We start from the raw sequence: 21,392 nt of genomic DNA on the forward strand, positions 1-21,392 counted from the left end.
GGGTAGCCGGGTCGATGGGAGGGGTGGGAGGGGTGGGCTGCTCGCGGCGGCCGGTGAGGCACGCCTGCCCCGGCGCGCGGGCGGAATGCGGTGTGCGCGCCGGGGGCGGGGGTCACCTGATGGGGCGGTGTACGTTCTCCCGCTGCGAGGGGCCGGGTGTCGCGTCCGCGATCCACGGCCCGGTCCCGGACGGGTCGACGATGCCCTGTTCCAGCCACTCGTACGCGCCGCCCAGCACACCCTTGACGACCTTGCGGTCGATGTCGTCGGTGTTGGTCCACAGGCGGCCGAAGAGCTCCTCGACGCGGATGCGGGCCTGGCGGCAGAAGGCGTCGGCGAGCTGGTAGGCCTCGCGGCCGTGGTCGCCCTCGGCGCGCAGGTGCTCGGCGCGGACGCACGCGGCGCTCATCGCGAACAGCTCCGCGCCGATGTCGACGACGCGGCCCAAGAAGCCCTGCTTGGTCTCCATCCGGCCCTGCCAGCGGGACATGGCGTAGAAGGTGGAGCGGGCGAGCTTGCGGGCGGTGCGTTCGACGTAGCGCAGGTGCCCCGCCAGGTCGGGGTGGCCGGACGGATGGAACTCCGCGTAGGAGCGGGGGAGCTGACCCGGCCCGGCGACGAGCTTCGGCAGCCACTTGGCGTAGAAGACGCCCGCCTGCGCGCCCGCCCGCGCCTTGTCGGACAGGCTCTTGTCGGGGTCGATCAGGTCGCCGGCGACCGAGAGGTGCGCGTCGACGGCCTCGCGCGCGATGAGCAGGTGCATGATCTCCGTGGAGCCCTCGAAGATCCGGTTGATGCGCAGGTCGCGCAGGATCTGCTCGGCGGGCACCGCGCGCTCGCCGCGGGCCTCCAGGGACGCCGCGGTCTCGAAGCCCCGGCCTCCGCGGATCTGGACCAGGTGGTCGGCCATCAGGCAGGCCATCTCGGAGCCGTAGAGCTTGGCGAGGGCCGCCTCGATGCGGATGTCGTTGCGGTCCTCGTCGGCCATCTGCGAGGACAGGTCCAGCACGGCCTCGAGCGCGAAGGTCGTCGCCGCGATGAACGCGATCTTCGAGCCGACCGCCTCGTGCAGCGCGACCGGCTTGCCCCACTGCTCGCGCACCGCCGACCACTCGCGGGCGATCTTCAGGCACCACTTTCCGGCCCCGACGCACATCGCGGGGAGCGAGAGGCGTCCGGTGTTCAGGGTGGTCAGGGCGATCTTCAGGCCGGCACCCTCGGGGCCGATGCGGTGGGCGGCGGGGACGCGCACCCGGTGGAAGCGGGTGACACCGTTCTCCAGGCCGCGCAGGCCCATGAAGGCGTTGCGGTTCTCGACCGTGACGCCCTCCGAGGCGGCCTCCACCACGAAGGCGGTGATGCCGCCCTTGTGGCCCTCCGACTTCGGCACCCTCGCCATGACGACGAGCAGGTCGGCGACGACGCCGTTGGTCGTCCACAGCTTCACCCCGTCGAGGACGTAGTCGTCCCCGTCCGGGACGGCGGCGGTCGCCAGGCGCGCCGGGTCGGAGCCGACGTCCGGTTCGGTCAGCAGGAACGCGGAGATGTCGGTACGGGCGCAGCGCGGCAGGAAGGTGTCCTTCTGCTCCTGGGTGCCGAACATCTTGAGCGGCTGCGGCACACCGATCGACTGGTGGGCGGAGAGCAGCGCGCCGATCGCGGGATTCGCGGATCCGACCAGGGCGAGGGCCTTGTTGTAGTAGACCTGGGTGAGGCCGAGACCGCCGTACTTCGTGTCGATCTTCATGCCGAAGGCGCCGAGCTCCTTCAGCCCGGTGATCACCTCGTCGGGGATCCGTGCGTCGCGCTCGATCACGGACCCGTCGATCTTCGTCTCGCAGAAGTCGCGCAGCTTGGCGAGGAACTCCTCACCGCGCCGGCCGTCCTCGTCGGCGGGGACCGGGTGGGGGTGGATGAGGTCGAGGCGGAAGCGGCCGAGGAACAGCTCCTTGGCGAAGCTGGGCTTGCGCCAGTCCTGTTCCCGGGCCGCCTCCGCGACCTGGCGGGCCTCACGTTCGGTGACGGTGGGTCGGGAGGAGGGGGAGGAGGGGGTGGTTGGTGCGGACATGAGGCTCACCTCGCCGCGAATAGGGGGTCGGGGGCTCCCGGAAAGATCGACATGTGCGAACTTACGGGCGTACGTCACTAGTCGGCGCTACCCGATCGTATGTACCCGATTCGCCGCCGCCCCACCACCCTTCCCGCGGCCGTTCGGCCGATCGGCGCGGCGTCGGCGGGAGCGGGTGTCCCGTCGGCGATCAGAAAGCTGTCGAAGCGCTTCGACAGCCTATGGACACCCACCCTCGCTGGGGCTACTGTCGAACCACCCTCACCCGCAGTTGCCCACCCCGCGCGCTGTCGAAGCGCTTCACAAAGCTTGGAGAGCTGGATGGTCACCCTCGCCGAGGTCGCCCAGCACGCCGGAGTATCGGCGAGCACGGTGAGTTATGTCCTCAGCGGCAAGCGGTCCATCTCCACCACCACCCGCCAGCGGGTCGAGGAGAGTATCCGAGAGCTCGGCTACCACCCGAACGCGGGTGCCCGCGCCCTGGCCAGCAACAGGTCGAACATCATCGCGCTGATGATCCCGCTGCGCACGGACATGTACGTGCCGGTGATGATGGAGATCGCCATCGCGGTCGCGACCAGCGCGCGCACCCACGGGTACGACATCCTGCTGCTCACCGGCGAGGAGGGCCCGGACGCGGTGCGCCGTGTCACCGGCAGCGGCCTCGCGGACGCGATGATCCTGATGGACGTCGAACTCGACGACGAGCGCCTGCCGCTGCTGCGCGGGACCGACCAGCCCTCCGTGCTGATCGGTCTCCCCGCCGACCCCACCGGACTGACCTGCGTCGACCTCGACTTCCGGGCGACCGGCGCGCTGTGTGTGGAACACCTGGCGAAGCTGGGGCACCGCGACATCGCTGTCATCGGCGAGGCGCCGGCGGTCTACGAACGGCACACCGGCTTCGCCGAGCGCACCCTGGACGGCCTGCGCACCCGCGCGCGGGAACTGGGGCTGCGGCTGCTGCACCGCCCCTGCGAGGGCGGGTACGACGCGATGTCCGCCACCCTCGCCCGTGTCTTCGACGAACGCCCGGACACCACGGGGTTCGTCGTCCAGAACGAGTCGGCGGTCGAGCCGCTGCTCGCCCTGCTGCGCCAGCAGGGCCGGGCCGTGCCCGAGGACGTGTCGGTGGTCGCGGTCTGCCCCGAGCAGGTCGCCACCCAGGCCTCCGTGCGGCTCACGTCGGTCGCCGTGCCCGCGCAGGAGATGGGCCGGCACGCCGTGGAGCAGCTGGTCGCCAAGCTCGACGGGCGCGGGAGCGACGAGGTCGTGCTGCTCGCGCCGGAGCTGACGGTCCGCGCGAGCTCGGGACCCGCGCCCGTCCGGTCGTAGCCCCCGGTCCCTTCCCTTCGCTCCTCCCTTCCCCCCTCCCCTCGCCCCCCTGGTCCGCCTCGTCACCCCTCGGCCCGTGCCAGGGCACCGCCATGTCCGCACTCCCCAGGAGCCTGCCTCGTGAACCAGCCTGCCGGGACACAGCCCAAGGTCAGCCTCGCCCAGTCCTCCCCCACCGTCGGCACGTTCCGCGAACGGGACGGCGCGCTGGAGTGGAGCGGCCGTCAGGAGACCGTCCGGATCGAGCCGTGGGGGCCGGACGCGGTCCGGGTCCGGGCCCGGCTCGGCGGCCCGGTGCTGGAGGGACTGCCCGGTGCCCTGCTGCCCCAGGCCCCGGCGACCGAGAGCACCGTCGAGATCGAGGACGGCCGCGGCTCCCTGACCGTCGGGGCGCTGACCGTGGAGGTCGACCCCGAGGGGCAGGTGCGTTTCGTACGGTCCGCCGACGGCGGTGAACTGCTCGCCGAGGAACGCGCCCACTTCTGGTGGCCCGGCCCGCGCCTGTACACGGCGGTCGGCAACGGGTACCACCGGCTGGAGCAGCGCTTCGCCGCCTACGACGACGAGAAGCTGTACGGCCTCGGCCAGCACCAGCACGGCCGCCTCGACCAGAAGGGCCTGGTCGTGGACCTGGTCCAGCGCAACGCCGAGGTCTCCATCCCGGTCCTCACCTCCAGCCGCGGCTACACGCTGCTGTGGAACAACCCGGCGATCGGCCGCGTGGAGCTGGCCCACAACGGCACCCGGTGGGTCGCCGACTCGGCCCGCCAGATCGACTACTGGATCACGGCCGGCGCCCCGGCCGACGCGCAGCGCCGCTACAGCGCGGTGACCGGCCGCACGCCGATGCTGCCCGCCTGGGCGGCGGGCTTCTGGCAGTGCAAGCTGCGCTACCGCACCCAGGACGAACTCCTCGCCGTGGCCCGGGAGTACAAGCGCCGGGGCCTGCCGATCGACGCGATCGTCTGCGACTTCTTCCACTGGACCCACCTGGGCGAGTGGAAGTTCGACCCGAAGGAGTGGCCGGACCCGGCGGCGATGGTCCGGGAGCTGGACGAGCTGGGCATCAAGCTGGTGGTCAGCGTCTGGCCGTCGGTGTCCCCGCTGAGCGAGAACCACCCGGTGATGGAGCAGCGCGGCCACTTCATCGGCACCCAGTACGGCCCGATGGCGCACGCGGACTGGCCGGACAAGGAGGTCGCGTCGACGGTCCAGGTGGCCTTCTACGACGCCACCAACCCCGAGGCCCGCGCGTTCGTGTGGTCGAAGGTCAAGGAGAACTACCTCGACCCGTACGGCATCACCGCGTTCTGGCTCGACGCCTGCGAGCCGGAGCTGAAGCCGGGCTTCCCGGAGAACCTGCGCTACTGGGCGGGTCCGGGCCTGGAGGTCGGCAACCTGTACCCGGCCGAGAACTCCCGCGCCTTCGACGAGGGGCTGCGCGCCGCCGGGGTGGACGAGGTGATCACCCTCAACCGCTCGGCGTGGGCGGGCAGCCAGCGCCACGGCGCCGCGCTGTGGTCCGGGGACATCGGCACCGACTTCGCGACCCTGCGCCGGCAGATCGCGGCGGGCCTGAACACCGCCCTGTCGGGCATCCCCTGGTGGAACACGGACATCGGCGGCTTCCACGGAGGCGACCCGGACGACCCGGCGTACCGCGAGGTGATGATCCGCTGGTTCCAGTTCGGCGCGCTGTCCCCGCTGATGCGCCTGCACGGCTTCCGCGACCCGGGCATGCCGCTGGGTCCGGACATGACCGGCGGACCGAACGAGGTGTGGTCGTACGGCGAGGAGGCGTACCCGATCCTGGCGGGCTACCTGCGTCTGCGCGAGCGGCTGAAGCCGTACATCCTGGACGTCATGCGCGAGGCGCACGAGGAGGGACTGCCGGTGATGCGGCCGCTGTTCCTGGAGTTCCCCGACGACCGGGCGGCCTGGCCGGTGGACGACGCCTACCTCTTCGGACGGGACCTGCTGGTCGCGCCGGTGCTGACGGCGGGCGCCACGGTCCGCACGGTCCACCTCCCGGCGGGGGCGCGCTGGACGGACGCGTGGACGGGCGAGACGTACGAGGGCGGGGTGGCCGTGACGGTGGACGCGCCGCTGGACCGGATCCCGCTGTTCCTGCGGGACGGCGCACGGCTGCCGGTCGCGGAGTAGGAACGCGGGAGGGGCCGGTCCCGGGCGGGACCGGCCCCTCGGTCGTGTCGCGGGGAGCCCGCGGGCTCCGTCACCGCGCCCTGAGGCTGAGGACGCGCTCCTCCCCGGCGACGAGGTCGAGCGGTTCGGCGCCGGAGGGTGTCCTCAGTTCGACGCGGTGGGTGCGGCCCGGGCGCAGGACGGCCGTCGCGGCTCCGTCGGGCGACCAGGTGAGGTCGAGTTCCGCCCCGAACCGGGTGCGTACGCCCCGGAGTTCGCCCTGCGGGCAGGACGCGGGGAGGGCGGGCAGCAGGACCAGCCGGTCGGGGGTGGACTGCACGAGCATCTCGATGAGCACGGCCGGGAGGGCGTGGGCGGCGTCGGCGTTGTAGACGTCCCGGTGGGGGTAGTGCGCGCTCATCAGGGAGGCGTGGAAGAAGTCGCCGTCGAGCACCTGCCCGAGGGCATGGGCGACCCGCGCTCCGTCCCTGAGCCGGGCGGCGACCAGGGCGTGGTGGAGGTGGCCGTGCGCGGAGTCGTTCTCGGCGCCGCGCAGTTCGAGGGCCCGGTGGGCGGCCCGGGCCAGCCCGGGGGTGTCGTAGGGGTTGATCTCGTCGAGCGGCCAGACGCCGTAGAGGTGGCTGAGGTGGCGGTGGTCGTAGGTGTCCTCCAGGCCCGGGCTCGCCCATTCCGCGAGGGCGCCGTCGGCGTTGATCCGGTGCGGGGGGAGGCGGTCGGCCAGGGCGCGCCAGCGGTCGGCGTGCTCGGGGTGGTGGCCGGCGGCGGTGAGCAGGGCGTGCCGGGCGGCGGAAAGGTCCATGGCCGCGTTGAGCGTGCCCCAGCCGGCGTTCGCGGGCCGGTTCTCGGGCGAGTAGGAGGGGACGACCACCAGGTGGCCGTCCGCGTCGGTGCGGGTCAGGAAGTCCTCGTAGAACAGGGCGACCTCGGCGAGGGCGGCGACGGTGCGGGGGTCGGGTGCGCCGCGGGTCTCGTCGTGGTCGACGAGGGGCTTGAGCAGCCAGTCCGCGCCGGCCGTCCACAGGTGCAGGGGGTACTCGCGGCTGAAGTGGTACGTGTGCCCGCACTCGCCGTCGGTGTGCGAGGGCGCGACGACTCCCCGGGTGCCGAAGATCGCGCGGGCGTTGTCCCGCCAGTCGGGCAGTTGCCGGTGGACCAGGGCCGCGTGGGCCTCGGTGACCTCGGGGAGGGCGGCCGCGGCGGCGGAGGCGGTCTGGAGGTTGAGGTTGGCGTTGGTGGTGAACGCCCCGGACCAGGCGGTGTCCCAGTCGCCGGTCCACAGGCCGGTCAGCCGGGGCGGGAGCAGGCCGCTGGCGGAGAGCAGGTGGTAGCGGCCGGCGGCGAAGAGCCGCTCCAGGAGGGCCGCGCCGCGGGGGCGCTCCAGCAGGGCCGAGCCCGGCAGCCGGCGTTCGGCGGGGTCGGCGGCGAGGTCGAGGGTGACGCGGTCGTAGGCGGTGCGGTGGCGGGCGAGGTGGCGGGCGAGGAGACCCTCGTACGTCATGCCGCCCGGCAGGTCGCGCAGGGCGCGGCCCTCGGTGACCACGTCCAGTTCCCCGGTGTGCCGGCGCACCCGGGTGAGGAGCAGGACCTCCGTGGCGTCCTCGACGAGCACGCCGGGCGGGACCAGTCTCGTGGTGCCGCCGGTGACGGCGACCGCGGTGACGCCGGTGTAGGCCAGGTCGCTGCCCGGGTAGCGGGCGCGCAGGCTGAGCAGGGCGCCCCCCGGGGTGAGGACGGCGCCGTGGCCGACGCCGAGCCCGGCGGGGGCGCCGGGAAGGCGGGGGTCGAGGGAGAGGTCGAGGGTGAGGTGCGGGGCGGTGATGTGCTGGACGATCACGTCGTCGGCGCGGGAGACGAAGAGGCGGCTGGTCCAGGTGGAGCACACGGCGGTCGTCTCGCCGGTGGTGAAGTCGACCGAGCGGCGGTAGTCGGTGCGGGCGCCACCGGCTGGTCTGTTCAGACGCAGCTGGAAGGCCGGGTGGAAGGGCCGCACCCATTGCAGGGGGCGGCCGTCGGTGAAGCCCTCGGCGGCGGTCGTGTCGCCAGAGAGCATGCGGTCCTGGAGGACGGGGAGTTCGGCGGCGAGCCGGGGCGGGCGGCGGTGCTCGTCGCCGCCGTTCGGGCGCACCAGGGTGTGGTGCGTGACGATGACCCGGTCGGCGTCCGGGTCGCCGAACACGAGGGCGCCGTGGTGGCCGTTGCCGCTCAGGAAGGCGTCCTCCCAGCGGGCGGCGGGCTCGGGCTCCCAGGTGCCGTGCACGGGCGTACTGGTCATGCGGGCGGCTCCGTGAGGACCGCCACGCCGTAGCGGCCGAGGGTGACGCCGTCGGTGACGGTCGCGTCGGTCAGCAGGTCGCGGTGGGTGCCCGGGACCTCGACGGTGACCTGGTCGCGGCCGTGGTTGAGGAGGAACAGCAGGTCACCACGGCGTACGGCCTCGACGTCGGCCGGGAGTCCGCCGAGCACCGGGCGGGCGCCCGCGTCGGCGGCGACGCGGGTGAGCAGGTCGCGCAGCGCGTCCGGCTCCGGGAGGGTCGAGAGGTACCAGGCGCGGCCCTTGCGCAGGACGGCCGGCAGCCCGTCCAGTTCCCCGCCCTGGTAGGGGAGCGTCTCGTCGGCGGTGCCGTCGGGCTCGATCTCCTCCGACCAGAGGGTGCCGTGGAAGCCGTCGCACACGGCCGTCTCACCGGTGTCCAGCGGCCACCACTCGTGCAGGGTGCGGATGCCGAACAGCTCGCGCAGCCGGGCGTCCATGCCGCCGGGCCGGATCCGGTCGTCCTGGTCGGCGGTGCCGGTGAGGAAACCGCAGACGAGGGTGCCGCCGCCGCGGACGTAGGCCAGGAGGTTGTCGGTCGCGGCGTCCGTGAGGGCGTAGAGCTGGGGCACGACGACCGCCCTGTACGGGGCGAGGTCGTGCTCGGGGTGGGCGAAGTCGGTGGTGAGGCGGGCCTCCCAGAGCGCGCGGTGCCAGGCGCGCAGGACGTCGGGGTAGGCGAAGCGGGTGGAGGGGCGGCCGTCCTGGTCGCCGGCCCACCAGGAGTGCCAGTCGTGCAGGACGGCGATGTCGGCGGTGACGCGGCTGCCGGCCACGTGCGGGCCGAGCCTGGCGAGGTCGGCGCCGAGCTGCTTGACCTCCTGGTGGGTGCGGCCCTCCTCCCCCGCGTGGCCGACCATCCCGGAGTGGAACTTCTCCGCGCCCTGCCGCGACTGGCGCCACTGGAAGTAGCAGACGGCGTCGGCGCCGCGCGCGACGGCCTGGAGGGACCACAGCCGGTTGAGGCCGCGCGGCTTGGGGTGGTTCGCGCCGCGCCAGTTGACCGCTCCCGCCGCCTGCTCCATGAGCATCCACGGTCCGCGTGCCTGGGAGCGGGTCATGTCCTGGACGAGGGCGCCTTCCTGCGCGCCGTGCGGGTCGCGCGGGTCGGGGTAGAGGTCGACGGAGACGACGTCCTCCTCCTCGGCCCAGCGCCAGGCGTCCTGGCCGTGCCACAGCGGCATGAAGTTGGTGGTGACCGGGAGGTGCGGGGTGTGGCGGCGGACGATGTCGCGTTCGGCGGTGAAGCACTCCAGGAGCATGTCGGAGGTGAAGCGGCGGAAGTCCAGCACCTGGGTGGGGTTCTTCAGGTAGTGGGCGCGGCGGGCCGGGAGGATCTCGTCCCAGTCTCCGTAGCCCTGGCTCCAGAAGGCGGTGCCCCAGGCGGTGTTGAGGGCGTCGAGGGTGCCGTACCGGTCCTGGAGCCAGCGGCGGAAGCGGACGGCGGCCTCGTCACCGTGGTCGAAGGTGCAGTACTCGTTGTTGATGTGCCACATGGTGAGGGCGGGGTGGCCGCCGTAGCGCGCGGCCAGGGCCTCGGTGACGGCGGCGGCGTGACGGCGGTAGGTGGCGCTGGAGTGCGAGAAGTGCTGGCGTCCGCCCCACCACTCGGTGCGGCCGTCCTCGTCGCGGGGCAGGGTGTCCGGGTGGAGGTGTCCCAGCCACGGCGGTGGCGAGGCGGTGGGGGTGGCGAGGACGACGCCGATGCCGTTCTCGTGCATCAGGTCCATCAGGCGGTCCAGCCAGGCGAAGTCGTACTCACCGGGCCGGGGTTCGAGCTTCGCCCAGGAGAAGACACCGAGGGTGACCGAATTGACGCCGGCGGCCCTCATCAGGCGGACGTCCTCGTACCAGGTCTCCTCGGGCCACTGCTCCGGGTTGTAGTCGCCGCCGTAGAGGATGCGGTGGCGGGTGGCGTCCGACAGGTTCGGCATCAGCTGGGCTCCCCGTACTGGATGCCGCGTCCGTTCGTGGCGAGGTAGACGCGGCCGTGGACGCGGGGGTCGCCGGTGATCGTCTCACCGGTCCATCCCCACTGGTGTCGGTCGTCGTTGATCCGCGTCCAGGTCCGCGCCTCGTCGTCGGAGCGGTAGACGCCGGTGACGGCCCCGACGGAGCCGACCTGGTAGATGGCCGGGTAGCCGGCGCCGTCGGCGGCCTTGCCGAAGCCGAGGGTGTGGGAAGCACGGCAGCTGTCGACCCGGGTGAAGGCGACGCCGCCGTCGGTGGAGCGGTGCAGGCCGTTCTCCTTGGTGCTCAGCCACAGGTCACGGCTTCGGCCGGGCGCCGCCACCAGCTTGAACTGGCTGTCCCCGGCGGGCAGTCCGGTGACGCGGGCGGTGAAGGAGCGGCCGCCGTCGGTGCTGGCGAGCAGCGTCCCCGCGCCGGTGTCGTACGCGTAGAACAGCGCCGGGTCCACCGGGTCGGCGACCGGCGTGGCACCCTTCGGGAAGGAGGGGACCTCGGACCAGGTCGTGCCGTTGTCCGCCGAGCGGTGGGCGGGGTACGTCGTGCCGTCCCAGTGCACGAAGGACCACAGCAGCACGCTGCCGTCGGCGTTGGCGGCGATCGGTCCCGGTGCGTCCCCGGCGATGCCGGGCTGGGTCGCGAAGGGCGCCCAGGTCCGTCCGCCGTCGTTCGAGTACGCCCCGTTGCCGTTCTCGCCCCAGCCCGCCCGGACGACGTACGCCGGCCTGCGTGCCGCCTGTGCCAGTCCCGTCGCCGAGCCGGACACGGGGTTCGTGGCCATGCCGCGCGCCGGGGACGAGGTGAGCCTTTCGTGGTACATGACGCCGATGTCCCGCGACCCGCTCAGCAGGTGCGCTTCCCCGGCCGGGGGCGAGACCAGCTGGGTCACCGACGCCTCCTCCAGGCCCCGGATCTGCGGGGCCCAGTGACGCAGGTCGCGGGTGCCGTAGAGGGTGGCGCCGGTGCCGTAGACGACGTGCCCGGAGTCGAACGGGTCGAGGGCGACTGCCTGGATCCACCAGCCGAACTTGGGCTGCTCCTCGCCCCACTTGAGGTAGGGCGTCTCCGACACGTCGAGGCGGGCGGAGTCCTTGAGGGACGTCCAGGTGCGGCCGCCGTCGGTGGTCCGGAACAGTGTGTCGACGGCCGCCCAGCGGTTGTTGGTGGAGACCACGACGGTGCCGGGGCGGCGGGCGTCGACGGCGACGCCGCCGTAGCCGAAGCTGTCGGCGGCCCCTCCCCCGCTGCTGGAGGCGTGGGCGGTACCCCCGTCCGTGGTGCCGCCCGGCCGGACCGGCGTGACCTCGCTCCAACGGCCGCTCGCCGTGCGCAGCTTGTGCACGCTGCCGGTGGACTGGCCGTTCGGGCCCGGCGCGTCGGCGTACGTCACGTACAGCTCGCGGGTGTGCCGGTCGTACGCGGCGCGGATCGGGACCTTGGCCGCGGTGCCGGAGGGCTGCCCGGGGACGGGCGCCCAGGCGGTGCCGTCGGCCGTGCGGAACAGGTTCGGCGCGGTGCCGTCGGCGTCGCCCCAGCCGGCGTAGACGGTGCGGCCGGCGGCGACGAGGAGGGTGACGCCCTGGCCGGTGGCGCTCGGGGCGGCCGGGAAGCCGGTGACGCGGGCCCAGGTGGCACCCCGGTCCGTCGACTTCCACAGGCCGTCGTGGCGGGTGCCCAGCCACAGGGTGTCGCTGTCGCGCGGGTCGACCAGGAGCCGCTCGCCGGCGCCCCGGCCGTCCTCGTTGGCACCGAGCTTCACGGTGAGGTCGGTGCGCCGCCAGGTGGTGCCCCGGTCGTCGGAGCGCAGGACCGCGCCGTTGCCCGCCCAGGCCTGGGCGTAGGTGCCGCAGGCCAGGTAGAGCCGGTCCGGGTGGGCGGGGTCGACGGCCATCGCCTCGACGCCGAGGAGGTTCCAGTCGTCCCAGCCGAGGTGGTCCAGGAGCGGCACCCAGCGGGCGGCGCGGTCGTCCCAGCGGTAGGCGCCGCCGATGTCGGTACGGGCGTAGGCGAGCCCGCGGACGCGCGGGTGGAACAGCACGCCGGTGATGAATCCGGTGCCGCCGATGACGACGTTGCGCCAGCGGTAGGCGGCGGCCGCCGTGCCCTCGGGGACGTCCGCCGTACCCTCGGCGGCGTGCACGCGACCGGGTGCGAAGGGGACGGCGGTGAGCGCGGCGGCGGCCGCGGTCCCGGCGAGAACGGCACGCCGGCTCGGGCTGCGTGACGCGGACGCATGCATGACATACCTCGTTCTGTGCGGCTCGGGGGGCTGGGGTGGGGTGGGCGTACGTGTTCGTCGTGGCCGGCCGCTGGTCAGGAGCGGTCGGCCACGACGGGACTGGGGGGGGAGGGCGTCAGCCCTTCACCGCGCCGGTCAGCATGCCCTTCTTGAAGTGGCGCTGGACGAACGGCGACAGCACGGCCACCGGCAGCAGGGCCATGACCATGACCGCCATCTGCACGGCGAGGCCGGAGAGTTCACCGGTCTTGATCGCCTGGCCGAGGCCGACCGGTGCCTCCTGCTTCTGCACGAGCTGGATCATCACGTTCTGCAGGGGCAGCATGTCCTGGTCGTTCAGGTACAGGGAGGCGTTGAACCAGGCGCTCCAGTAGCCGACGGCGTAGAACAGGGTGATCACCGCGACGACCGCGCGGGACAGCGGCAGCACGATCCGCCACAGGATGCGCAGGTCACCGGCGCCGTCGATGCGGGCGCTGTCGATCAGCTCCGGCGAGATGCCCATGAAGAAGCCGCGCAGCACCAGGATGTTGAAGACGCTGATCGCGCTGGGCAGGATCAGCGCGAGATAGCTGTCCATCAGGCCCAGGGACTGCACCAGCAGGTAGGTGGGGATGAGGCCCGCGCTGAAGAACATCGTGGCCAGCAGCACCATGAGGATCCAGCGGTGCCCCAGCGAGCCACTGCGGGACAGCCCGTAGGCGCACAGCACCGACACCGCCATCGAGAAGAGGGTGCCGACGAGGGTGATGCCGATGCTGACGAGCGCGGCGCGGGTGACCTGGCCGCCGCTGAGCAGTTCCTGGTAGGCGACGAAGGTGATGTCCTTCGGGATCATCACCAGCCCGCCGGCCTCGTCGATGGTCTTGCGCGAGGAGAGGCTGGTGACGACGACGATCCACAGCGGGAACAGGATGGCCAGGCAGGCCAGGAGCAGGACCAGCCCCTTGCCGGCGAGTCCGGCGCGGCTGGGCTTCTCCTCCCACACCGGCCGGGGCGGGGCCGCCCACCGGCTCGGCGTGCGCGCGGGTTCGTCGATGACGGCGGTCACTTCTTGTACACCCCCTGCTCGCCCATGAGGTGGGCCACCTTGTTGGCTATCAGGACCAGGCCGAGGCTGATGACGCCCTTGACGAGCCCCGCGGCGGCCGCGTAGCCGAAGTCCTGGTTGCGCACGCCGTTCCACCACACGAAGGTGTCGAGGACCTCCGCGGCGCCCGGTCCCACCGCGTCGCGTTGCAGCAGGATCTGTTCGAAACCGACCGTCAGGGCGTCGCCGACGCGCAGCACCAGCAGCAGGGCGATCACCGGGCGCAGCGCGGGCAGCGTGACGTGCCACATGCGGCGCCAGCGGTTCGCGCCGTCCATGGCGGCGGCCTCGTACAGGTCGGGGCTGACCGAGGCGAGCGCGGCGAGGAAGACGATGATCCCCCAGCCGGCGTCCTTCCACACGCTCTGCGCGGTGACCAGGAACTTGAAGGTCTCCGGGTCGGTCATGAGGCTGAGCCCGTCGTACCCGTGGTCGCGCAGCATCTGGGAGAGGAGTCCGGCACCGCCCAGCAACTGCTGGAAGACGGCGACGACCAGCACCCAGGAGAAGAAGTGCGGCAGGTAGAGGATGGCCTGTGCGACCGCCCGGACCCGGGGCCGGACCACGCTGTTGATGAGCAGCGCGAGCAGGATGGGGACCGGGAAGTACAGCACGAGCTGGAGGACGAACAGCACCAGCGTGTTCCGCACGGAGTTCCAGAAGGCGGAGTCCTCGAAGATCCGCTGGAAGTTCTCCAGCCCCACCCAGGGGCTGTGCAGCATGGAGACGATCCCGTTGTCGCTGATGTAGGGGTCGTACTCCTGGAAGGCGACGACGTTGCCGAGGATCGGTACGTAGTTGAAGAGCAGTACCAGCAGGACGGCCGGCAGTGTCATCAGCAGCAGTACGCGGTCACGCCGGAACCTCAGCCGCAGGCTGAGCTTCCCCCCGCTCGGCTTGCCCTTCCGGGAGCCGGTGGCGTCGCCGGACGCCACCGGGGTCTTCTTCGTCGTATCGGCCTCGGCCCTGGTCCGAGGCACCGTGCTGTGGGACACGGCCGTTCTCCTTGCCTCGGTACCGGTCAGCTCGTCGCCGTGCCGTTCTCGTCGAGCAGCTTCTTGTACCAGTCGCGCAGCTTGTCGCCGCCCTTGCTCCGCCAGTCGGAGACGGCCTGCTGCATGTCACCGATCTTCTTGCGGCCGCGGACGATGTCGTCCTCCAGCTGCTCGAAGTCGTTGGAGAGGTTGGTGTAGCGGGCGGGCTCGGTGATCTGCATGCCGTAGAACGTGGGCTTCTTGGTGAAGGCGCCCATCCGCTGCTGCCACTCGACCTGCCCCTTGGCGACCTCGGGGAAGTCGGGGTGGGCGATGGTCGCGGCGGGGCTCGCCACCATCACGTAGGCGTTCATCACGTCGAGGTTGCCCTGGTCGGTCTTGGTGGGGACCCCGTCCTTGACGGTGTAGTGGGTGCCCTCGACGCCGTAGTTGGTGGCCATGTACTCCTTGGTCCCGTACGGCGCCGCGGTGACGTTGGCGACGGCCAGCACGTCGCGGATCACGGACTCGGAGGCCTTCTTGTTGACGAAGGCGAAGATGCTCGCCGGGTTCTGCGCCCACAGCGTGGGGTCACCGCCGGCGTGCCCGAAGAAGTCCATGCCCCAGATCCTGAACTCGGGGTTCTGACTGGCCTGTTCCGCGGTGCGGCTCCACCACTGCGACATGTCCTGGTTGTAGATGAGGAACTCGCCGGCGGCGAACTTGGGCCCGGGGTCGGCGGCGTTGCTCTTGCCGAGCTTGGCGTCGGGGTGCACGACCCCGGCGGCGAACAGCTTGCGCGTCCACTCCAGCGCCTCGAGGTACTCCTCGGTCTCGATGCGGTAGACCAGCTTGCCGTCGACCTGGTTCCAGCCGAGCGACTTCTCGTTGCCGGAGAGCACACCGAAGGCGTTGAAGGCGGTCCACTTCATGTCCAGACAGGCCCAGCGCTTGGCCTTCGCGTTGGTGGCCTCCTTGGCCAGCGCCATGAACTCGTCGCAGGAGCGCGGGACTTCGTAGCCCTCCTTCTCGAAGATGTCCTGCCGGTACAGCGGCACGATGCCGGACACGTACGAGGACGGCATCGGCAGGCCGCGCAGCTTGCCGCCGAAGATGGACCGCTGCCAGGCGTCGGTGGGGATCGCCGCGAGGTTGGGGTACTTCTTGACCGCGTCACCGGAGAGGTAGGGCCCGAGGTCGGCGAACTTGCCGATGATGGCGCTGGGGATCTTGCCGGTCATGTTCCAGCCGGGCACGACCACCACGTCGGGCACCTCGCTGGAGGCGAGGACCGCGCCGAGCTTCTGGTCGTAGGTGTTGCCGTCCTGGTTCTGCCAGACCACGTCGACGCCGATGAGGTCGTTCATCGCCTTGTAGTAGGCGTTGTCCCCCTTCGGCGGGGACCCCCAGAACGGCGACATGACGGTGACCTTGCCGCCCTTGCCGAGCTTCTCGGGCACCGAGGTCTTCAGGCCCGCCATGTCGAGCTTGCCGGTGAAGCCGACCGCGGAGCCGTTCTTGCTGGGGATGTCGGGGGTGACCACGTGGCTGGCCACGTACGCCGGCAGCAGCTTCTTGGCGTCCTTGCCCGACGTGGTGCCGTCCCGCGAACCTCCGTCGGAGCTTCCGCCGCAGGCGGAGAGCAGCGGCATCCCTCCCGCCACCGCTGCGGTGACGGCCGCGGTGGAGGTGAGGAACTTTCTCCGGCTGGGACCGGAGGCGGCGTTCGGCGTCATTGCGTCAACCCTTCATGGCGCACCAGGACACCCGGCGGTGGCCGTCGGCTGCGGTGTCTCGAGTGGAACTGGCTGAGCTGAAGCGGTCGTCGGAGGAATGCCCGGCTTCCGTCGCACCTGGAGATGCGCTGTCGGGTGGGAGCCTCATAGTCGAAGCGCTTCGATGTTGCTGCGAGGTTAAGTGAACGCATGGGGGTGCACAAGAGCCGATTCCAGAATTCCTGCGCGGTAGGGCAGGGGACGGACCGGTCCACACCACTCCGGGGACGCCTGGGTTGCGGCGAGAAGTCGGAGATGATGCCCCCAAGTGGCTTGACACCCACCCCCGGAGCCAATGAGCATCGAAGCGCTTCGAAAGCGCCTCGCCGCTCCATCGCAAGGGGAACTCCACGTGACCGCACCCACGCCGCCCACGCCGCCTTTCCGTGATCCGCACCTGCCGTTCGGGAAGCGCGTCGACGACCTGATGTCGCGGCTCACGCTCGACGAGAAGACGGCGTTCCTGCACCAGTTCGCGCCGGCCGTCGAGCGGCTCGGCATCGCCGCCTTCCGCACCGGCCAGGAAGCGCTGCACGGCGTGGCCTGGATGGGCCCGGCGACCGTGTTCCCGCAGGCCGTGGGGATCGGCGCCACCTGGAACGAGGAGCTCGTGCGCCGCGTCGGCGAGGCGGTGTCCAGGGAGACCCGGGCGATGCGCGCCCGCGACGAACGCGTCGGCCTCAACGTCTGGTCGCCGACCGTGAACCTGCTGCGCCACCCCCTGTGGGGCCGCAACGAGGAGGGGTACTCGGAGGACCCGAAGCTCACCTCCGCCATCGCCACCGCCTACACCCGCGGCCTGCGCGGCGACCACCCGTCGTACTGGCGCACGGCGCCCGTCCTCAAGCACTGGCTGGCGCACAACAACGAGACCGACCGGGACACGTCCTCGTCGTCCGTCCGCCCGCGCGTCCTGCACGAGTACGACCTGCGCGCCTTCCGCGAGACCGTCGAGGCGGGCGCCGTGGCCGGGGTGATGCCGGCCTACAACCTGGTCAACGGCCGCCCCAACCACGTCTCCCCGTACCTGGGGGAGCACCTGCGCGCCTGGACGGAGGAGGAGCTGCTGGTCTGTTCGGATGCCGGCGCCCCCTCCAACCTGGTCGACTCCGAGCACTACTTCGACACCCACGAGGAGGCGACCGCCGCCGCGCTGCGGGCCGGGGTGGACAGCTTCACCGACCACGGCACGGACTCCTCGAAGATCGTCGCGCGCGTCCGGGGCGCGCTGGAGCAGGGCCTGCTGACCGAGGCCGACATCGACGCGGCCGCGCGCCGGCAGCTGTCGGTCCGTTTCCGGCTCGGCGAGTTCGACCCCGGGCAGGACCCGTACGCCGACGACGCCGACTTCGACACCCCGGAGCACCGCGCGCTGGCCCTGGAGGCCGCCGAGCAGGCGGTCGTCCTGCTCAAGAACGACGGCGTCCTGCCGCTGGCCCCCGACTCCCGCGTCGCCGTCGTCGGTCTGCTCGCCGACGAGTGCAAGCTCGACTGGTACAGCGGCACGCTGATCCACCGCTCCACGCCGCTGGAGGGCCTGTACGAGCGGTTCGGCACCGAACGGGTGGGCTTCGCGGAGGGCGTGGACCGGATCCGGCTGCGGACCGCCGCCGGCGCGTTCCTGCACGTGCCCCCCGCGGAGGACTCCCCCGACGAGGCGCGCGGCGCCGAGGGCGCGCTCGACCCGGCGCTGCTCGCCGGCCGCACCGACCTGCCGCCGCTGACCACCGACGCCACCGGCACCGAACTCGCCCTCGTCGACTGGGGCGAGGGCGTCCTCACCCTGCGCGCACCCGACGGCCGCTACCTCTCGGTCGCCGAGGACGGCTGGGTCCGCGCCTCCGCCGACCAGCCCGGCGGCTGGGTGGTGCAGGAGACGTTCCGCCTGGAACCCCACGGGGACGGGCACCTCCTGCGGCACACGGGAACGGGTCGTCACGTCTGTGTCGGCGCCGAGGGCGTGAAGGTTGCCGCCTCGGACGACGACACACCGGAGGTCTTCGAGCTGGTCGTCACCGAGCGCGGTGAGGACGCGGTGACGCGGGTCGCGGCCGAGGCGGACGTGGTCGTGGTGGTCGCGGGCAACGACCCGCACATCAACGGCCGCGAGACGGAGGACCGTACGACGCTGCGGCTGCCCGCCCACCAGGAACGGCTGCTGCGCGCGGCCCGTGCCGCCAACCCGAGCACGGTGCTGGCGCTGGTCTCCGCGTACCCGTACGCGGTGGACCCCCGGCCGCTGCCGGCGGTGCTGTGGACCGCGCACGGCGGCCAGGCGGCCGGCACCGCGCTGGCCCGCGTCCTCGCCGGTGACGTCTCCCCCGCCGGCCGGCTCCCGCAGACCTGGTACGCCGACGACGCCGACCTGCCCGACCTGCTCGACTACGACGTGATCGGCGGACGCCAGACCTACCTGTACTTCGAGGGCACGCCGCTGTTCCCGTTCGGGCACGGTCTGTCGTACACGTCCTTCTCGTACGCGGACCTCTCGGCGCGGGTGGCGGGGGCGGCGGTGTCCGTGTCCTTCACCGTCACCAACACGGGGGACGTCACCGCCGACGAGGTCGCCCAGCTCTACGTCCGCGCGGAGGCCCCGTCGGTGCCGCGCCCGCGCCGCGAACTGCTGGCCCACCGCCGGCTCACCCTGGCCCCGGGCGCCACGGCCCAGGTGTCCTTCGAACTCCCGCTGTCCGACTTCGCGTTCTGGGACGTGGCGCACGGCCGGTGGCGACTGGAGCCGGGTGCGTACGCCCTGCTGGTGGGCGCCTCCAGCGAGGACGTACGTCTGTCGGCGACCGTGACCCTCGACGGCGAGCCCGCCGCGCCGCGCCCGGTCCGCGAACGCGGCCTGGAGGCAGCCGACTTCGACGAGCAGAGCGGCACGGAGATCGTCGACCGGACGAAGGCCGCGGGCGACGCGGTGACGCCGGTGGCGGGCGGGACGGGCGAACTCCTCTACCGCCACTGCGACTTCGGTGGCGGCGTCACCGGGGTGACCGTGACGGTGTCGGGCGGCGAGGGCACCGTGGAGCTCGCCCTCGACGGTGGCCCGGCCCTCGCGGTGCTGACGCGGGACGCGCCCACCGCGGGACCGTACGACTCCGTGGAACTCGGCGCCGGGCTGGCCGTCGAGGGCGTCCACGATCTCCGCATCAGGCTGCGCGGCTCTCTGCGGCTCGCGCACGTCGGCTTCTCCGGTTGAGGGTCCGGAGAAGCCGACGCGAGGAAGGGGCCCGGTACCGGCGGCTACCGGTGCCGGGCGCCTGCCCGGACCAGGCCCATCTCGTACGCCGCGATCACGGCCTGCGCCCGGTCGCGCAGCTCCAGCTTGGCGAACAGCCGGTTGATGTGGGTCTTCACGGTGTGGTCGGTGATGGTGAGGCGGTCCGCGATCTCCGCGTTGGACAGGCCCCGCGCGATCAGGGTCAGCACCTCCGTCTCCCGCGCCGTGAGGTCGGCGGGCGGGTGTACGGGGAGCCGTGACGCGCGCGCGTGGACGAACTCGGCGATCAGCCGATTGGTGATCTCCGGCGCGAGCAGGGCGTTGCCGGCCGCCACCACCCGGACCGCGTGCAGCAGTTCGGGGAAGGTGGCGTCCTTGAGCAGGAAGCCGGCCGCCCCGGCCGCGAGCGCGTCGTACACGTACTCGTCGAGGCCGAAGGTCGTCAGCATCAGGACCTTCGTCGCGCCGCCGGACGAGGCGGAGATCTCGCGGGCCGCCTCGATGCCGTTCTTGTGCGGCATCCGGATGTCGAGGAGTGCGAGGTCGGGCCGGGTCTCGGCGGCGATCCGCACCGCCTGCGCACCGTCCTCCGCCTCACCGACGACCTCGACGTCCTCCTGGGTGCCCAGGAGGTTCACGAAACCGGTGCGTACGACCGCCGGCTGGACGGCCGACGGCCCGAGCCCCCGCACAGTGGGCTCGGGCCGTCGGCCTTCTCGGGGTGGATCAGAGGGCGAGGCCCGTCAGGACCAGGACCCGCTCGTAGGTGTAGTCGTCCATCGCGAACCTGACGCCCTCGCGGCCCACACCGGACTGCTTGGCGCCGCCGTACGGCATCTGGTCGGCGCGGTAGGAGGGGACGTCGCCGATGACGACGCCGCCGACCTCCAGGGCGCGGTGGGCCCGGAAGGCGGCCTGCAGGTCGTGGGTGAACACGCCTGCCTGGAGGCCGTACTTGGAGTCGTTGACGGCGGCGAAGGCCTCGCTCTCGCCGTCCACCTTCTGCACGCTGAGGACGGGCCCGAAGACCTCCTCGCGGGCGAGGGTGACGTCGGCCGGGAGGTCGGTCAGCACGGTCGGGGCGTAGGAGGCGCCGTCCCGCTCGCCGCCGGTCAGGAGCTTGGCGCCCGCGGCCACGGCCTCGTCGACCCAGGCCTCCACGCGCTGGGCGGCGGCCTCGCTGACCAGCGGGCCGACGTCGGTGGCGTCGTCGTTCGGGTCGCCGGTGACCTGGGCCTCGACGGCGGCGACGATGCGCGGCAGCAGACGGTCGTACACGGCGGCGTCGGCGATCACGCGCTGCACGGAGATGCAGGACTGGCCGCCCTGGTAGTTGGAGAAGGTCGCGATGCGGGTCGCGGCCCAGTCCAAGTCCTCGTCGCTCGCCCAGTCGCCGAGGACGACGGCCGCGCCGTTGCCGCCCAGTTCCAGGGTGCAGTGCTTGCGCGGAACCGAGTCCATGATCGCGTAACCGACCGTCTCGGAACCGGTGAAGGAGATGACCGGCAGCCGCTCGTCCTGGACGAGGGCGGGCATGCGGTCGTTGGGCACCGGGAGGATGCTCCAGGAACCGGCGGGCAGCCCGGTCTCGGCGAGCAGTTCGCCGAGGATCAGGCCGGAGAGCGGGGTGGCGGGCGCCGGCTTCAGGATGATCGGGGCGCCTGCGGCGATCGCGGGGGCGACCTTGTGGGCGCACAGGTTCAGCGGGAAGTTGAACGGCGCGATGCCGAGGACGACGCCCTTGGGGAAGCGGCGGGTGAGGGCGAGCCGGCCCTGGCCGCCCGCGTCGGTGTCGAGGCGCTGGGCCTCGCCGCCGTTGAAGCGCCGGGCCTCCTCGGCCGCGAAGCGGAAGACGGACACCGCGCGGCCGACCTCGCCGCGGGCCCACTTGACCGGCTTGCCGTTCTCGGCGGAGATCAGGCGGGCGATCTCCTCGGTGCGCTCGACCAGACGCCGGCTGACGTGGTCCAGGGCGGCGGCGCGCACGTGGGCGGGGGTGGCGGCGAACTCGTCCCGTACGGCGTACGCGGCGGCCACGGCCTCCTCGACCTGGGCGTCGGTCGGCAGGCTCACCGTGCCGACCCGGCTCCCGTCCCAGGGGGACGTGACGTCGAAGGTGGCCTCGCCGGAGGCCTGGCGGCCGGCGAGCCAGAAGGCGTGGGTGGAAGTCATTGTGGAGTCCCGGCCCTTCCGCGTTGGGGGTGTGTACGGGTGCGTGGCTTGCGAGTCCACGGTAGGGCGGGGGG

The 21,392-nt window shown here is 72.4% G+C and carries 12 protein-coding genes; 3 read left to right on the top strand and 9 right to left on the bottom strand.

Going from position 1 to position 21,392, the window contains the following annotated elements:
* Positions 1-112 precede the first annotated feature (112 nt).
* Positions 113-2,068, bottom strand: coding sequence for an acyl-CoA dehydrogenase family protein (locus KUM32_RS06675; protein WP_217140861.1), 1,956 nt, complete (start codon positions 2,066-2,068; stop codon positions 113-115).
* Between the two features lie 321 nt (positions 2,069-2,389).
* Between KUM32_RS06675 and KUM32_RS06680 the strand changes: the two genes are divergently transcribed.
* Complete coding sequence (locus KUM32_RS06680) at positions 2,390-3,403, top strand: LacI family DNA-binding transcriptional regulator (protein ID WP_217140862.1); 1,014 nt, start codon at positions 2,390-2,392, stop codon at positions 3,401-3,403.
* 120 nt (positions 3,404-3,523) lie between these two features.
* Complete coding sequence (locus KUM32_RS06685; RefSeq protein ID WP_217140863.1) at positions 3,524-5,566, top strand: TIM-barrel domain-containing protein; 2,043 nt, start codon at positions 3,524-3,526, stop codon at positions 5,564-5,566.
* A 70-nt stretch (positions 5,567-5,636) separates the two neighbouring features.
* On the opposite strand, the gene KUM32_RS06690 is transcribed toward KUM32_RS06685, so the two are convergent.
* From KUM32_RS06690 to KUM32_RS06715, 6 genes are all read right to left on the bottom strand, one after another.
* Positions 5,637-7,838, bottom strand: a complete 2,202-nt coding sequence (locus KUM32_RS06690; RefSeq protein WP_217140864.1) for a glycoside hydrolase N-terminal domain-containing protein — start codon at positions 7,836-7,838, stop codon at positions 5,637-5,639.
* On the bottom strand, positions 7,835-9,811 hold the full coding sequence (locus KUM32_RS06695; protein WP_217140865.1) for a beta-galactosidase: 1,977 nt from the start codon (positions 9,809-9,811) through the stop codon (positions 7,835-7,837). The genes KUM32_RS06690 and KUM32_RS06695 overlap by 4 nt, the downstream gene beginning before the upstream one ends.
* On the bottom strand, positions 9,811-12,084 hold the full coding sequence (locus tag KUM32_RS06700) for a sialidase family protein (protein ID WP_217140866.1): 2,274 nt from the start codon (positions 12,082-12,084) through the stop codon (positions 9,811-9,813). The genes KUM32_RS06695 and KUM32_RS06700 overlap by 1 nt, the downstream gene beginning before the upstream one ends.
* Positions 12,085-12,199: 115 nt before the next feature.
* Positions 12,200-13,135, bottom strand: a complete 936-nt coding sequence (locus tag KUM32_RS06705) for a carbohydrate ABC transporter permease (RefSeq protein WP_217140867.1) — start codon at positions 13,133-13,135, stop codon at positions 12,200-12,202.
* Positions 13,132-14,169: a sugar ABC transporter permease gene (locus tag KUM32_RS06710; protein WP_217140868.1), complete on the bottom strand. Its 1,038-nt coding sequence runs from the start codon at positions 14,167-14,169 to the stop codon at positions 13,132-13,134. The genes KUM32_RS06705 and KUM32_RS06710 overlap by 4 nt, the downstream gene beginning before the upstream one ends.
* 26 nt (positions 14,170-14,195) lie before the next feature.
* Positions 14,196-15,884, bottom strand: a complete 1,689-nt coding sequence (locus KUM32_RS06715) for an extracellular solute-binding protein (protein ID WP_217140869.1) — start codon at positions 15,882-15,884, stop codon at positions 14,196-14,198.
* Positions 15,885-16,275: 391 nt separating this feature from the next.
* Between KUM32_RS06715 and KUM32_RS06720 the strand changes: the two genes are divergently transcribed.
* A complete protein-coding gene (locus tag KUM32_RS06720; protein WP_217140870.1) occupies positions 16,276-19,125 on the top strand; it encodes a glycoside hydrolase family 3 C-terminal domain-containing protein in 2,850 nt (949 codons plus the stop codon).
* A 44-nt stretch (positions 19,126-19,169) separates the two neighbouring features.
* Here the strand turns inward: KUM32_RS06720 and KUM32_RS06725 are convergent, their stop codons facing one another.
* Together KUM32_RS06725 and KUM32_RS06730 are read right to left on the bottom strand one after the other, a co-directional pair.
* Positions 19,170-19,838, bottom strand: a complete 669-nt coding sequence (locus tag KUM32_RS06725; RefSeq protein WP_217140871.1) for a response regulator transcription factor — start codon at positions 19,836-19,838, stop codon at positions 19,170-19,172.
* 34 nt (positions 19,839-19,872) lie between these two features.
* Complete coding sequence (locus KUM32_RS06730; RefSeq protein WP_217140872.1) at positions 19,873-21,318, bottom strand: aldehyde dehydrogenase family protein; 1,446 nt, start codon at positions 21,316-21,318, stop codon at positions 19,873-19,875.
* Positions 21,319-21,392: the final 74 nt, after the last annotated feature.

The organism is Streptomyces sp. AC627_RSS907, from assembly GCF_019049165.1.

What these genes read in the sequence shown, in the direction of transcription:
- KUM32_RS06700 (WP_217140866.1), bottom strand. Translation starts at nt 12,084, where the DNA reads ATGCATGCGTCCGCGTCACGCAGCCCGAGCCGGCGTGCCGTTCTCGCC.
- KUM32_RS06680 (WP_217140862.1), top strand. Translation starts at nt 2,390, where the DNA reads ATGGTCACCCTCGCCGAGGTCGCCCAGCACGCCGGAGTATCGGCGAGC.
- KUM32_RS06690 (WP_217140864.1), bottom strand. Translation starts at nt 7,838, where the DNA reads ATGACCAGTACGCCCGTGCACGGCACCTGGGAGCCCGAGCCCGCCGCC.
- KUM32_RS06675 (WP_217140861.1), bottom strand. Translation starts at nt 2,068, where the DNA reads ATGTCCGCACCAACCACCCCCTCCTCCCCCTCCTCCCGACCCACCGTC.
- KUM32_RS06730 (WP_217140872.1), bottom strand. Translation starts at nt 21,318, where the DNA reads ATGACTTCCACCCACGCCTTCTGGCTCGCCGGCCGCCAGGCCTCCGGC.
- KUM32_RS06715 (WP_217140869.1), bottom strand. Translation starts at nt 15,884, where the DNA reads ATGACGCCGAACGCCGCCTCCGGTCCCAGCCGGAGAAAGTTCCTCACC.
- KUM32_RS06695 (WP_217140865.1), bottom strand. Translation starts at nt 9,811, where the DNA reads ATGCCGAACCTGTCGGACGCCACCCGCCACCGCATCCTCTACGGCGGC.